The following is a 12,159-nucleotide window of genomic DNA, read 5'->3' as shown; positions in this document are numbered from 1 at the left end:
CACCGGCACGGCACTACTGGTCCGGTATGCTGATTGCTGGGCTAACGGCGAAGGCAGCGCCTCGGGCGAGCACCTGTTCCAGATCGGCACGAAGCTGGTCAGAACGGGAACGGGCGACGAGGATGGCGACGGGCGGTTGTCTCCGCCCGGGCAGGTCAGGGAGCGAGGCGTATGTTCGACTTCTCGACACGGATGAGCGGCGAGCAGCCCGTCCGGATGGTGCTGCCGCAGGTCGCGCCGCAGACGGACAGCCGCGTGATCCTGCGGCGCCTGTGGCGCGGCAGCGGCTTCATCGTGCTGGGCGGCCTGTTCATGGTCGCCGTGGCGGTGGCGCTGCTCGGCCTGATACCGCCGCGCTACACGTCGAGCATCCAGGTCCTCGTGGACCCGAGCGACCTGCGCGTCGTCGAGAACGACGTGAACGCGCGCCAGCCCCAGGCCGACAGCGGCGTCTCCATCGCCGAGAGCCAGGTGCGGGTGATCCAGTCGGACAGCGTCCTGCGCCGGGTGATCGCCAAGCTCCACCTCGATCAGGACGACGAGTTCGTCCTGCCGGACAGCAACAATCCGACCCTGACCTGGATCAAGGGCGCGCTGGGCATGCTGCCCCCGCCGGCGAGCCGCGACCCGGTCATCACCGCCCTCGACACGCTGCAGAACCGGCTCACCGTCCGGCGGGCCGAGCGGACCTTCGTGATCGACGTCTCGGTGCAGTCGCGCGATCCCGAGAAGGCCGCCCGCATCGCCAACGCCGTCGGCGACGCCTACTTCGCCGAGGAGGCCGCGGCCCGGACCGAGACCGCGCGGCGCGCCTCCGACGCGCTGGCCGGCCGGCTCAACAGCCTCAAGCGCGACGTCGAGCAGGCGGAGAGCGCCGTGGTGCGCTACCGGGAGGATCACAAGCTCGTGGCCGCCAGCGGCCGCCTGCTCACCGACCAGCAGCTCGGCGACCTGAACCAGCAGCTCGTCACCGCCTCGATCAAGACCGCCGAGGCGAAGTCGCGCCTCGAGCAGGCGCGCCGGATGCGCTCCTCGGATCCCAGCACCGCCCTGCCGGAGATGCTGCAGAGCCTGGAGATGCAGGCCCTGCGGCAGCAATACGCCACCCTGTCCCGCAACACCGCGGAACTCGCCACCCGCCTCGGCGAGCGCCACCCGGCCATGGCCGAGCAGTACGCCCAGCAGCGCGACCTCCAGCGCCTGATCCAGCGCGAGAAGGAGCGGATCATCGAGACGACCCAGAAGGATTACGACCGCGCCGCCGCGAGCGAGGCGGCGATCCGGGCCAATCTCGACCGCGTGAAGAACGAGACCGCGTCCAGCGACCGGGCCTATGTCGGCCTGCGCGAGCTGGAGCGGAGCCTCGATGCCCGCCGCGGCATCTACGAGGCCTACCTGAAGCGCGCCCGCGAGGCGAGCGAGCAGGAGCGGCTCAACACCACCAACGTCCGGATCATCTCGGCGGCGACCCCGGCGCGCCAGCGGACCTTCCCGCCCTCGCCCAAGATCGTCCTGCCCGTGGCGCTGGTTCTCGGCCTGCTGCTCGGCGGCGGCATCGCCCTGCTGCTCGGCGCCGACAGCGACCGCCGCCGCAACCTGCGCGCCGCGAACCGGCCGGCCGCGAGCTTCCGGGCCGCCGATGCGTGACATCGGCGAGATCAGCCTCTACCTGGGCGCCATGGATCCGGTCCTCGGGGAGGCACATACGGTGAGCGCCCCGGCTTCCGCGGCGTCCGGGTCGCCGCAGACGGGCGCGACCGTCGACCTGTTCGGATACCGGTTTCACACCGGTCCCGCCGCGGCCCTGGTGGCCGCCGTCGCGGCCCGGCGCGATGGCCGTCCGCGCATGATCGTCACGGCGAACGTCGATCATATCGTGCAGCTCAGCGAGAACGCGCTGTTCCGCGAGGCCTACGCGCGCGCCGCGGCCCGCACCCTCGACGGGATGCCGCTGGTCTGGCTGGCCCGGAAGGCGTGCGGCCAGCCGGTGCACCGGATCACCGGCCACGACCTTCTGGGCTGCGTCCTGGCCGATCCGCCGGCCTACGCGCAGCGGGTCTTCTTCGTCTCCGCCCGCCAGGACGCGGCGGACGCGCTGGCGACCCGGCTGCAGGCGGCGGGGCTTCCGGCCGGCGCGGTGGCGAGCGCCGTGCCGCCCTTCGGGTTCGAGCACGATGCCGCCTACAGCCGCGCCCTGGCGGAGCGGATCCGCGCCCACGGGACGACGCTTCTGGTGATGGGCGTCGGCGCGCCCAAATCCGAGATCTGGGTGGATCGGCACGGCCAGACGCTCGGCGAGCCGGTGGTCTTCTGCGTCGGCGACGCCCTCAACGTCGCGGCCGGGTTCCTGCCGCGCGCGCCGCGGCTGATGCAGCGCCTCGGCCTCGAATGGATCTACCGGTTCCTGCAGGCGCCGCGGCGGCTGTTCCGCCGCTACTTCATCAAGTCGTGGCGCTTCGTCGGTCTCGCCCTGCGGGACAGGCGGGGGCGGCGCGCCGGCTGAGCTCAGGGCCGCTCCGCGAAGAGATCCGGCCGCCGCAATTGCAGCGCGAACAGCAGCGTCAGCGACTTCATGTCGGTGATCGCCCCGCGGCGGCCCATGGCGGCCAGTTCCGGCAGCGGGATCTCGTGGACCGCCACGGCCTCGCCCTCGGCGGCGAGCCCGCCGCCCGTCCCGGTCCGGTCGGCCTCGCCGTAGGCGGCGAGGAACAGGTCCATCCGCTCCGTGGAGATGCCCGGCATCGACCACGCGCTGGCGACGAAGTCGAGCTCGCCCAGGCGCAGGCCCGTCTCCTCCATCGCCTCGCGGCGCGCCTCGTCCTCGGAGGCGCCCTCGTCGAGGAGGCCGGCCGGCACCTCGACGTGGCTCGGCGGCCCGCCCGAGTAGAGGACCGGCGCCCGGAACTGCGAGACGAGCGTGGCGACCCGCCGGTCGGGATCGTAGGGGAGCACCGCGACCGCCCGGCCGTGATCCTCCATCTCCCGCGTGATGCGGCTCCCGTCCTCCTGCATCACCTCGGCGACGAGGTAGCGCGCCCAACCGTCATGTACGAGGCGCACGCCCCCGATCCGTGGTGCCATGCCGATCTCACCCTGCTCCTGGAAGCCCGACGGATCCTTCAGGAATGCGGCGGCCTTGCGGACACGGTGATGCGGAAGCGAAGACGACCCTCGCTCAGCCGCTCGGCGGCGTCGAGGCGGGCGCCCTCCTCGCGCACGAGGTTCGGGATATCAAGGGCGGCCAGCGGGTCGGTGCAGGTCACCACCAGCGTCCGGCCGGCAGCGAGGCCGCGCAGCGCCTTCCGGGTGCGCAGGACCGGGAGCGGACATTTCAGGCCGCTCAGGTCGAGGTCGACGCAGTCCGGATCCTCGTCCCGCACGCCGGAAGCTCCCGAGCCGGCGCGGATGCCGGCCCCGGCGCGTCATAGGCACCGCCGCGCTCCGGCGCCAGCGGCGCCCTCACCACACGTGATAGCCGAAGGCGGGTCCGGAATAGCTGTCCAGCGCCGTCCAGACGTAGCGGGGGCCGTTGTAGCCGTACTCGAAGCCGCGGCTCGGGACCGGCGCGTAGGCGTAGCCGTAGCCGAACGGCGCGGGATAGCCGTACTCGCCGTAATAGCTGTACTCCGGCCGCCCGCGCACGGCCACGGTGCCGGCGATGCGGCCGCCGGTTCCGGCGTGCCAGCGGCTCGGCGTCGGACCTGAGCCCTGGAACGGCGCCAGGTCGGCGGCCTGCCCCGTACCGAGGCTCGCCGGCACGGACGCCAGCCCGGCGAGGATTGCGACGACGATGCGGGTCATGATGCGGCCTCTCCCCGAGCGCTACGCCCTGTCGGAACGTTCCATTAGCACGTTCCAACCGCGATTCGCGCGGGCCGCGGGAGCCGCTCAGGCGGGCGCTAGAAGACGCATTCGGTGAAGGCCGCGCGCACGCAGGCGCCCCAGCGCCCCTCGTAGTCGGCGAGCAGATCCTCGGCCCGCGTGCGCCCGGCCGCGACGATGGCCTCGAGCGGCTGCAGGTAGATCACCTCGTCGCGGCCCTCGGCGTCGCGGCGGCCCCGCGCCCGGAGGCCCGCCCGGGCGATCGCCAGGGCCTCGGCGGCGACGGCTCCGAGCGTGGTGTTGGCCACCGGGGTCGCGAGCCCCAGACGCGGTGCCGTGGCCCGCGCGGCCTCCCGGTTGGCGGGGCTCCACCCCTTCACGAGGTCGAGGGCCGCGTCGAGGGCCGCCTCGTCGTAGAGGAGCCCCGTCCAGAAGGCCGCCTGGGCGGCGATCATGCCGGGATCGCCGACATCGGCGCCGCGCATCTCCAGGAAACGCTTGAGCCGCACCTCCGGGAAGGCGGTGGAGGCGTGGTTGGCCCAGTCCGAGACCGTGGCGAACTCGCCGGGCAGCTGCGGGAGCTTGCCGGCCATCAGGTCGCGGAACGAGGCGCCCGACACGTCGTGGTAGGTGTCGCCCCGCTTGACGAAGTACATCGGCATGTCGAGCAGCCAGTCGACATAGGCCTCGTAGCCGAAGCCCGCGTCGAACGCGAAGGGCAGCATCCCGGTCCGGTCGCCATCCGTGTCGCGCCAGATCTCGGACCGGCGCGACAGGAAGCCGTTCGGCCGACCGTCGGTGAAGGGCGAGTTGGCGAAGAGCGCCGTCGCGACCGGCTGCAGCGCCAGGGACGCGCGCATCTTGCGCACCATGTCGGCCTCGGAGGCGAAGTCGAGATTCACCTGCACGGTGGCGGTGCGCAGCATCATGTCGAGGCCGAGGGACCCGACCTTCGGCATGTAGCCGGCCATGATCCGGTACCGGCTCTTGGGCATGACCGGGGTCTCGTCCCGGCGCCATTTCGGGCTCATGCCCAGCGTCAGGAAGCCGATGCCCAGGGGATCGGCCACCCGCTTCGTGGCGGCGAGGTGCGTGGCGAGCTCCGCCGCGGTGGCGTGCACGTCGGGAAGCGCCGCGCCGGACAGCTCGAACTGGCCGCCGGGCTCGATCGAGATCGCGCCGCCCGCCTCCGCCGACAGGCCGATGATGTTGCCGAGATCGAGGATCGGCTCCCAGCCGGTCTCGCGGGCGAGCCCCTCCAGAAGCGCCCGGATGCCGTTGTCGCCCTCGTAGGGAACCGGCGCCCGGGTGTCCCGGTAGAACGGGATCTTCTCGTGCTCGGTGCCGATCGCGAAGCGCGCGCGCGGCTTCTCGCCCGCCGCGAACCATTCGATCAGCTCGGCGCGCGTGGTGAGCGGCGTGGTGTCGTTGCTGTCGCGCGCCATGCGCTGCCTGCCCGTGCGTCTGACCTGTGCCTGGGAGCGGCGCGCCGGACTGCTCCGGCGGATCCACCCGGTACATACCCGCTCTCGCGAGCGGGATCCGGGCGGACACCCGCCCCCGACCCCGATGAGCACGCGGCGCAGGCGGCGTCCGATCCGGGACATAATCGAGCCGCCGTGAACCCACAACGCGGCGGCCCCGACAGGCGCGCCGCTTCACGTCCGATCCGGGGAAACAATCGCCCGGGGCGCTACATCCATGTGCGCCGGCACACATGGATCCGGCCGGCGCGCCGTCAGCGCGCGTCGCCGAGCACCGCCTGCACCACGGCCAGCACGGCGACTCCGGCGGTGTCGGCTCGCAGGATGCGCGGTCCCAGGGAGAGCGCCACGGTGTTCGGCCGCGCGCGGATCGATGCCCTCTCCTCCTCCGAGAAGCCGCCCTCCGGACCGACCAGCACGGCGAGCGGGGGCGGCGCCAGCGGATCGCCGGCCGCCCGCAGGGCCGCGACCGGATCGCGCACGGGTGCGTCCTCGTCGCAGAAGACGAGGAGCCGCTCGGGCGCGAGGCCCGCAAGCGCCGCCGCCAGCCGCTCGGGCTCGGGACAATCGGGAATCGCCAGGATCCCGCACTGCTCGGCGGCCTCCACCGCGTTGGCCCGCAGCCGGTCCATGTTGACGCGGTCGCCCTGCGTGAACCGGGTGATGACCGGCCGAATCGTCCCGGCTCCCATCTCCACCGCCTTCTGCGCGAGGTAGTCGAGGCGCGCGCTCTTCAGCGGGGCGAAGAGGTAGTGCAGGTCGGCGCGCCCGCTCTGCGGGCGCGTCCGCGCGGCGACGTGAAGGTCGGCGCCCTTGCGCCCGGTCTGGACCAGATGCGCCCGCCACTCGCCGTCGCGACCGTTGAAGACCAGGACCGGATCGTCCGGCCCGCGGCGCAGCACGTTGAGCAGGTAGTTGGCCTGGGCACGGTCGAGGGGCAGAATCACCCCCGCGGCGAGATCGGCCGCGACGTGAAGGCGCGGTGCGGTGAAGTCATAGGCCGGCATGGCGGCGTGGTCGCGCGGGCCGGCGAGGCTGTCAACGCGGGTGGGGCCATCGAGAGTGTTGCCGAATGGTTACGAGCCCCGGTTTTCGGCAGCCAGTCCACCGGTGCATGGCGCGGCCGGTTTGCCGCTCGAATGACGCCACAATCCTATGGCGAACCCAACGGAACGGAAGAGAGCCGGCCGCTCGCGGATTCGGCAGGGGCGTCGAGGGAGTCGCGGAATGGCGAAGGGGAGTCTGAAGCTGGGGGCGGCGGTGCTGGTCGGCACCGTTCTGTTCGGCACGGCGGCGTTCGCGCAGAGCGCGGCACCGGAATGCGGCGCCATCCAGAAGACCCTGGCCGAGCGCAAGGCCCTGGTCGGCCGCGCCAACGCGGCGTCGCAGTCCAAGAAGAAGATGACGCCGCAGGAGGCCTGCGCCCTGTTCGGGAAGCTCCAGTCCAACGGCGCCGAGGGCATGAAGTGGATCGCCGCCAACAAGGAATGGTGCTCGATCCCCGACTCCTTCGCCGAGGGCTTCAAGGCCGACCACATGAAGGTCAGCGGCATCCGCACCAAGATCTGCAGCGTGGCCGCCCAGGCGACCAAGATGGAGGCGCAGGCCCGTGCCCAGGCTCAGGCCCAGGCGGGTGGCGGCGGCGGCGGGCTGCTCGGCGGTCCGGGCTTGACCGGAAGCTTCAAGCTGCCGCAGGGCGCTCTCTGAGATCGTCTGAGAGGATCACGGATCCGGCGCGGGTCCCCCCTCTGCAGCGGCGGGGGATTCACGTGCGGGACGACCGGAGATCCGACCGATGAACGGCACGGTGTTTGACGACGGGCGCCCGGCCGATGCCGTCTCCGGGCACTGGGTCGACCGGCGGGCGCCCCGACCCTGGCGCCCGTACCTGCGCCTGGCCCGGATCGACCGGCCGATCGGCTGGTGGCTGCTGCTCCTGCCCTGCTGGTGGTCGGCCGCACTGGCGGCGATCGCCGCCGACCAGGCCTTTCCCGACCCCTGGCACTGCCTCCTGTTCCTGATCGGTGCGGTGGCGATGCGCGGCGCCGGCTCGACCTACAACGACATCGCCGACCGCGACCTCGACGCGCAGGTCGAGCGCACGCGCCTGCGCCCCCTGCCCTCCGGGCAGGTGCGGCCGCGCCACGCGGCCCTGTTCCTGGTGATCCAGGCCCTGATCGGGCTCGCCGTCCTGCTGCAGTTCAACGCGGAGGCGGTGATCATCGGCCTCTGCTCGCTGCTGCCGGTGGCGATCTACCCGTTCATGAAGCGGGTCATGCCGATGCCGCAGGCGATCCTGGGCCTGGCCTTCGCCTGGGGCGCGCTGATGGGCTGGGCCGCCGTGTTCGCCCGCCTCGACCCGCCGGCGCTGCTGCTCTACGCGGGCGCCCTGTGCTGGGTGATCGGCTACGACACGATCTACGCGGTGCAGGATATCGAGGACGACGAGATCGCGGGGATCCGCTCCTCGGCCCGCCTGTTCGGCCGGCACGTGCGGCTCGCGGTCGGGCTCTGCTACGCGCTCGCGGCGCTGTTCGTGATGCTGGCGGCGCGCGGGGCCGGAGCGGGCCTCGTCGGATATCTCGGGGTCGCGGCCTTCGCCGGGCACCTCGCCTGGCAGGTCCTGTCGCTGCGCGAGCGCGACGGGCGCGGGGCTCTCACGCTGTTCCGGTCGAACCGGGATGCGGGCCTGATCCTGTTCGTCGGCCTCACCGCCGACGCGCTGCTGCGCAACCTGTTCTAGGCGCGGTCGGCGCCCTCAGGTGCGGGCGATGATCTCGTTCTCGCCGCGGAAGATCTGCGGGCGGGCCGGCAGCCGGCCGGTCTTGCGACGGGCGAGGAAGCGCGGGCGGCGGCGGCCGAGACCGGCATGGCGACGACGGATCCTGACCTGACCGAGAATCAGCCGGCCGACCTGCTGGGAGACCGGGACGAGGAGGCCGTCCTCCCGGACGATCATCCGCACGAGGCCCGCCCGCGCCGCGATGTCGCGCCACACGGCGACGACGTCGTCCTCCTCGAAGCTGCCGAGGCGCTGCAGCACGTCCCCCTCGTCATCGACCAGGATCAGGCTGAACCGGTCGGCACCCACGATCTCCGCGTCCTCGGCGGCGTAGGCGAGCGCGATCCCGACGGCCCGGCGCACCCCGGAGGCGCGGCCGATCACCGGAAGCGGCGAAGCGACGAAACGGGGCGCGGTGTCGGCACCGTGCATCGAGGGTCCTGCGTGGCTTTTATCCGTGGTCGGGGAAGTGTTCATCGGTCCGAGTCCCTGGAGCAAGTGGCAGCCCCTGTCGGGCCGTCCGTTATGCCAAGCAAAATCGCACCCGAACTCCTCCGCACCGCTTAAGAGCCGTCGTTAAGCGAATCTGGACGGCGCTGTCATTTGCGGAATGCTCAATGCTTCCTTGAATGCTCAACATTTCCTTGCCCAGACCGGTCGTTATCGATCGATCAACCGGCATCCTTGTGGCGCTGCGGGAGGCGCCGTACAACGGGGCGACCGGGCGCGCGATCCTCCGCGCCGGGTCTTCTCAGCCCGAGCGGGTGAGCCCAGGCGGGCCCGGATGTCCGAGCGACCGGACGGACGGGACAGCGAGGCCCGCTCGGGCCGCACGGATTCCACGCGGAGCGCGATGCCCGAGCCCCTCACCGACGATGCCGTATCCGCCCTGATGCCGGAACTGCGCGCCGTGATGCGCGAGGCCGCCGATATCGCGCGGCCCTTCTTCAGGCGCGGCGGTCAGACCTCGGCCCGCATCTGGTCCAAGACCGGCGGCTCGCCGGTGACCGAGGCCGACGTCGCGGTCGACGCCTTCCTCAAGGTGCGCCTGAGCGCCCTCGTGCCGCAGGCGGCGTGGCTGTCGGAAGAGACCGCCGACGACCCCGCCCGCCTCGGCCACGACCTCGTCTGGATCGTCGACCCGATCGACGGGACGCGGGCCTTCCTGTCGGGCCATCCGGATTGGTCGATCGCGGTGGCGCTCCTGTCCAGAGGCGAGCCGCTGATCGGCTTCGTCCACGCGCCGGTGGGCGACGCGGATTACGAGGCCGTGCGCGGGCGCGGCGCGACGCGGAACGGCGAACCGATCCGCGTCGATCCCCGGCGGAGCCTGGACGGCGCGCGCATCACCGGCCCGAAGCCGATGCTCGACCGCCTGACCCGGGGCGCCGGGCCGAGCCCGGATTTCGAGGTGATCGCGCGGATCCCCTCCCTCGCCCTGCGGCTCGCCCGCGTGGCGGACGGGACGGTCGATGTCGGGATGATCTCCGGCAATGCCCGCGACTGGGACCTCGCCGCCGCCGACCTCGTCCTGCGCGAGGCAGGCGGCGTGGTCTGCGATTTCTCGGGCGCGGCGACACCGTACAATCGCGCCGACCCGGTGCACGGCGAGTTGCTCGCCGCGCCGGTGGGCCTGCGCGACCCTGTCCTGACCGCCTGGGAGCGCTGAGGCCTCGGGCGGTGCCGCGGTGGGCAGAGGCGGACGGCCTCAGGCCGTCGCGGTCTCGCGGATCCTCACCGCGGCGGGCGCGAGCCCGAGACGCTCGGCGAGATGCCAGTGCAGCTCGCGCGGGGAGTGGTAGTTGTAGGACCGGTCGATCAGGTCGCTGAGATCGGCCCCGGTCTGATCCGCGGTCTTGGCCCGCGCCAGCTTGCCGACCCGGAAGGTCGGGGCATCGGTGACGGGGGAACGGACGCCGCGGCGCCGTGTGTACTCGAATATCATCTATGTCTTTTCTTTTCTGGACCGGACGTTGGCTGCGCCCGGCGTCGTTTCTGGGATATTGCCTCCGACGCGACCGGTACCCGGACAGTCTCGCCCGGGCAGGCAGCGTCGGAAGGGGGAACCGCGTCAGGCGGCCGCTTCGTGCGTCACCTACGACCTTCGGTTGCACACACCGGTGCAACGAGAGCCGCGGGAGGCGCTTCGGAATCCGCGACGGTCAGGCCGCCTGCAGGTTGCCGGCGGCGTCCTTGCCGCTGCGCTTGTCCGTGAGGATCTCGTAAGTGATCCGCTGGCCTTCGATCAGGTTGCGCATCCCGGCGCGCTCGACGGCCGAGATGTGGACGAACACGTCCTTGCCGCCATCGTCGGGCTGGATGAAACCGTAGCCCTTGGTCTCATTGAACCACTTCACAGTGCCGGTATTCACGTAGTGTACCTCGTTCGTCCATAGGCCATCCGCGCGGCACGAGGGCCGCGTGATGCACCACGGTCTTTCTGGATTTGGCCAGTGCGGCGGGGCGCGAGTCGCTGAACCTTGAACAGCGTCAGCCTCGGTGGATAAGCCCCCCGAGGACGTATTTAGGCGCAGGCTGCGGCCGCAACAAGGCATGGGCGGCGTATGATCTGCGTCGCAGGCCCGGTTCGGAAGGCGGCCGAGGGGCGCCGCCCCCTGTGATTCCGGGCATTCACGATGCATATACGGAATGCGCACAAGCAGTTAAGGCGCGTGGCTCTGGACGATACATGGCAGGCATCTCGGTCTCGCTGGACGGTGCGAACATCCAGCTGTCCTTCCAGAAGGACGATCAGGCGACGGCGGTGGTGATGGATGCCCGCGCCGCGCGGGCGCTCGTGCGCGCGGTCGGGCAGCTCCTCACGGCGATCGACGACACGGACGAGCCCGACATGGCCGACGAGATGGGCGACGAGGAGGTCGCCATGCTCGACGTGACGTCGTCGGCGATCGAGATCGGCACCGACGACGAGGGTCAGGCCGTGGTCGCCCTGCAGGCCGGCGCGCTGCCGCCGTTCCAGCTCCGCCTGACGGACGAAGAGGCCCGCCACGTCGTGACGAGCCTCTCCGAGATCCTGAACGCTCCGCGCGACGTGCGGACCTCGCACGGCGGTCACTGACGGCGAACCGCGCCGCCGCGGGCGCGCGCCGGCAGGATCACATGCGCGTGCCGGGATCCGTCGGCGTGCCGGGGAAGATGTCGGGCTCGGAGCCCGGGCCGCCGGGCTCCCCGATCCCCGGATCGTTCACCGGGTAGGGCGTGCGCGGCCCGGTCGGGCCGATATCGGGCTCCTCATCGGGCGTCGACGGGGGTGGCGGCAGGTCGCCGGGCGTGGGCTCGGGAAGGCCGGGATTGGCCATGACGCGACTCCTGATGGTTGGGATTGAGACCAACGGGCCGCCCTCGCGGGGGTTCCGATCCCGGTCCCGATGTCTCCTCGCGGGCGCGGTCGGGCGGCCGAGGGCCGCAGGAACGGGCGGTGGGACCTTCCGTTAGCCGGGCAGAGCCCCAAGCAGGAGGTCCACCATGCCCGTTATAAGCCAAGCCAAGATCCTGATCCTCGCGACCGACGGTTTCGAGGAGAGCGAGCTGACCGTGCCCCAGGCCAAGCTGTCCGAGGCGGGCGCCACCGTGACCGTCGCCGCCCCGCGATCGCGCCAGAGCAAGGGCACGATCCGCGGCTGGGACAAGACCGACTGGGGCAAGGCGGTGGCGGTCGACGCCGACCTCGAGCAGGTCGATCCGTCGGCCTACGACGCCCTTGTCCTGCCGGGCGGCCAGATCAACCCGGACAAGCTCCGGCTGGAGCCCCAGGCGCTGGACCTGATCAAGAGCTTCCTGACCTCCGGCAAGGTCGTGGCCGCGATCTGCCACGCTCCCTGGCTGCTGATCGAGACCGGCGCGGCCAAGGGCCGCGACATGACCTCGTTCAGCTCGATCCGGACCGACGTGATCAATGCCGGCGGTCGCTGGCACGACAAGGAAGTCGTGACCGACCACGGCATCGTCACGAGCCGCAACCCGGGCGACCTCGACGCCTTCTGCGCGAAGATCGTCGAGGAGATCCAGGAGGGCGGCCACGGCGCCCGCCAGCTGGCGGCGTGACCCGCG

The 12,159-nt window shown here is 71.8% G+C and carries 16 protein-coding genes; 7 read left to right on the top strand and 9 right to left on the bottom strand.

Going from position 1 to position 12,159, the window contains the following annotated elements; genetic code table 11:
- Window positions 1-171 precede the first annotated feature (171 nt).
- A complete protein-coding gene (locus MOTC310_RS12585; RefSeq protein WP_331302002.1) occupies window positions 172-1,647 on the top strand; it encodes a GumC family protein in 1,476 nt (491 codons plus the stop codon).
- Complete coding sequence (locus tag MOTC310_RS12580) at window positions 1,640-2,503, top strand: WecB/TagA/CpsF family glycosyltransferase (RefSeq protein WP_331302001.1); 864 nt, start codon at window positions 1,640-1,642, stop codon at window positions 2,501-2,503. Before MOTC310_RS12585 ends, MOTC310_RS12580 begins: the two co-directional genes overlap by 8 nt.
- Window positions 2,504-2,505: 2 nt before the next feature.
- Here MOTC310_RS12580 and MOTC310_RS12575 read toward each other — a convergent pair whose 3' ends face one another.
- The 5 genes from MOTC310_RS12575 to MOTC310_RS12555 form a co-directional block, all read right to left on the bottom strand.
- Window positions 2,506-3,081, bottom strand: a complete 576-nt coding sequence (locus MOTC310_RS12575; protein WP_331302000.1) for an NUDIX hydrolase — start codon at window positions 3,079-3,081, stop codon at window positions 2,506-2,508.
- A gap of 38 nt (window positions 3,082-3,119) precedes the next feature.
- On the bottom strand, window positions 3,120-3,380 hold the full coding sequence (locus tag MOTC310_RS12570) for a sulfurtransferase TusA family protein (protein WP_331301999.1): 261 nt from the start codon (window positions 3,378-3,380) through the stop codon (window positions 3,120-3,122).
- 79 nt (window positions 3,381-3,459) lie between these two features.
- Window positions 3,460-3,801, bottom strand: a complete 342-nt coding sequence (locus MOTC310_RS12565) for a hypothetical protein (RefSeq protein ID WP_331301998.1) — start codon at window positions 3,799-3,801, stop codon at window positions 3,460-3,462.
- Window positions 3,802-3,899: 98 nt separating this feature from the next.
- Window positions 3,900-5,267, bottom strand: a complete 1,368-nt coding sequence (locus MOTC310_RS12560; protein ID WP_331301997.1) for a glutamate--cysteine ligase — start codon at window positions 5,265-5,267, stop codon at window positions 3,900-3,902.
- A gap of 293 nt (window positions 5,268-5,560) precedes the next feature.
- Window positions 5,561-6,313 carry a 16S rRNA (uracil(1498)-N(3))-methyltransferase gene (locus tag MOTC310_RS12555; RefSeq protein ID WP_331301996.1) on the bottom strand — a complete coding sequence of 251 codons (753 nt, stop codon included), beginning with the start codon at window positions 6,311-6,313 and terminating at the stop codon, window positions 5,561-5,563.
- Window positions 6,314-6,533: 220 nt separating this feature from the next.
- Here MOTC310_RS12555 and MOTC310_RS12550 point away from each other — a divergent pair, with 220 nt between their 5' ends.
- Window positions 6,534-7,013: a hypothetical protein gene (locus tag MOTC310_RS12550; protein WP_331294091.1), complete on the top strand. Its 480-nt coding sequence runs from the start codon at window positions 6,534-6,536 to the stop codon at window positions 7,011-7,013.
- A gap of 88 nt (window positions 7,014-7,101) precedes the next feature.
- Entirely contained in the window at window positions 7,102-8,049 is a 948-nt protein-coding gene (ubiA, locus tag MOTC310_RS12545) for a 4-hydroxybenzoate octaprenyltransferase (RefSeq protein WP_273561611.1), read from the top strand.
- Window positions 8,050-8,064: 15 nt separating this feature from the next.
- Here ubiA and MOTC310_RS12540 read toward each other — a convergent pair whose 3' ends face one another.
- Window positions 8,065-8,520: a DUF6101 family protein gene (locus tag MOTC310_RS12540; protein ID WP_331301995.1), complete on the bottom strand. Its 456-nt coding sequence runs from the start codon at window positions 8,518-8,520 to the stop codon at window positions 8,065-8,067.
- 421 nt (window positions 8,521-8,941) lie between these two features.
- Between MOTC310_RS12540 and MOTC310_RS12535 the strand changes: the two genes are divergently transcribed.
- Window positions 8,942-9,757, top strand: a complete 816-nt coding sequence (locus MOTC310_RS12535; RefSeq protein WP_331294093.1) for an inositol monophosphatase family protein — start codon at window positions 8,942-8,944, stop codon at window positions 9,755-9,757.
- A 39-nt stretch (window positions 9,758-9,796) separates the two neighbouring features.
- Here MOTC310_RS12535 and MOTC310_RS12530 read toward each other — a convergent pair whose 3' ends face one another.
- Together MOTC310_RS12530 and MOTC310_RS12525 are read right to left on the bottom strand one after the other, a co-directional pair.
- A complete protein-coding gene (locus MOTC310_RS12530; protein WP_331294094.1) occupies window positions 9,797-10,033 on the bottom strand; it encodes an AsnC family transcriptional regulator in 237 nt (78 codons plus the stop codon).
- A gap of 217 nt (window positions 10,034-10,250) precedes the next feature.
- Complete coding sequence (locus tag MOTC310_RS12525) at window positions 10,251-10,460, bottom strand: cold-shock protein (protein WP_010682786.1); 210 nt, start codon at window positions 10,458-10,460, stop codon at window positions 10,251-10,253.
- Window positions 10,461-10,777: 317 nt separating this feature from the next.
- On the opposite strand from MOTC310_RS12525, the gene MOTC310_RS12520 reads away from it, so the two are divergent.
- The gene (locus MOTC310_RS12520) at window positions 10,778-11,167 is read left to right on the top strand and encodes a hypothetical protein (RefSeq protein WP_012322268.1); all 390 of its coding nucleotides are present in this window, start codon (window positions 10,778-10,780) and stop codon (window positions 11,165-11,167) included.
- A gap of 37 nt (window positions 11,168-11,204) precedes the next feature.
- Here MOTC310_RS12520 and MOTC310_RS12515 read toward each other — a convergent pair whose 3' ends face one another.
- Entirely contained in the window at window positions 11,205-11,408 is a 204-nt protein-coding gene (locus tag MOTC310_RS12515; protein ID WP_331294095.1) for a hypothetical protein, read from the bottom strand.
- Window positions 11,409-11,574: 166 nt separating this feature from the next.
- Here MOTC310_RS12515 and MOTC310_RS12510 point away from each other — a divergent pair, with 166 nt between their 5' ends.
- Complete coding sequence (locus tag MOTC310_RS12510) at window positions 11,575-12,153, top strand: type 1 glutamine amidotransferase domain-containing protein (RefSeq protein ID WP_331301994.1); 579 nt, start codon at window positions 11,575-11,577, stop codon at window positions 12,151-12,153.
- Window positions 12,154-12,159: the final 6 nt, after the last annotated feature.

It is taken from the genome of Methylobacterium oryzae (genome assembly GCF_036441375.1).
Lineage (GTDB): Bacteria > Pseudomonadota > Alphaproteobacteria > Rhizobiales > Beijerinckiaceae > Methylobacterium > Methylobacterium oryzae_A.
This window is presented reverse-complemented; position numbering and strand designations above follow the sequence as displayed.

Coding starts and splice junctions, on each gene's coding strand:
- MOTC310_RS12515 (WP_331294095.1), bottom strand. CDS start 11,408: ATGGCCAATCCCGGCCTTCCCGAGCCCACGCCCGGCGACCTGCCGCCA.
- MOTC310_RS12580 (WP_331302001.1), top strand. CDS start 1,640: ATGCGTGACATCGGCGAGATCAGCCTCTACCTGGGCGCCATGGATCCG.
- MOTC310_RS12540 (WP_331301995.1), bottom strand. CDS start 8,520: ATGCACGGTGCCGACACCGCGCCCCGTTTCGTCGCTTCGCCGCTTCCG.
- MOTC310_RS12520 (WP_012322268.1), top strand. CDS start 10,778: ATGGCAGGCATCTCGGTCTCGCTGGACGGTGCGAACATCCAGCTGTCC.
- MOTC310_RS12550 (WP_331294091.1), top strand. CDS start 6,534: ATGGCGAAGGGGAGTCTGAAGCTGGGGGCGGCGGTGCTGGTCGGCACC.
- MOTC310_RS12565 (WP_331301998.1), bottom strand. CDS start 3,801: ATGACCCGCATCGTCGTCGCAATCCTCGCCGGGCTGGCGTCCGTGCCG.
- MOTC310_RS12585 (WP_331302002.1), top strand. CDS start 172: ATGTTCGACTTCTCGACACGGATGAGCGGCGAGCAGCCCGTCCGGATG.
- MOTC310_RS12575 (WP_331302000.1), bottom strand. CDS start 3,081: ATGGCACCACGGATCGGGGGCGTGCGCCTCGTACATGACGGTTGGGCG.
- MOTC310_RS12555 (WP_331301996.1), bottom strand. CDS start 6,313: ATGCCGGCCTATGACTTCACCGCACCGCGCCTTCACGTCGCGGCCGAT.
- MOTC310_RS12535 (WP_331294093.1), top strand. CDS start 8,942: ATGCCCGAGCCCCTCACCGACGATGCCGTATCCGCCCTGATGCCGGAA.
- ubiA (WP_273561611.1), top strand. CDS start 7,102: ATGAACGGCACGGTGTTTGACGACGGGCGCCCGGCCGATGCCGTCTCC.
- MOTC310_RS12560 (WP_331301997.1), bottom strand. CDS start 5,267: ATGGCGCGCGACAGCAACGACACCACGCCGCTCACCACGCGCGCCGAG.
- MOTC310_RS12510 (WP_331301994.1), top strand. CDS start 11,575: ATGCCCGTTATAAGCCAAGCCAAGATCCTGATCCTCGCGACCGACGGT.
- MOTC310_RS12530 (WP_331294094.1), bottom strand. CDS start 10,033: ATGATATTCGAGTACACACGGCGCCGCGGCGTCCGTTCCCCCGTCACC.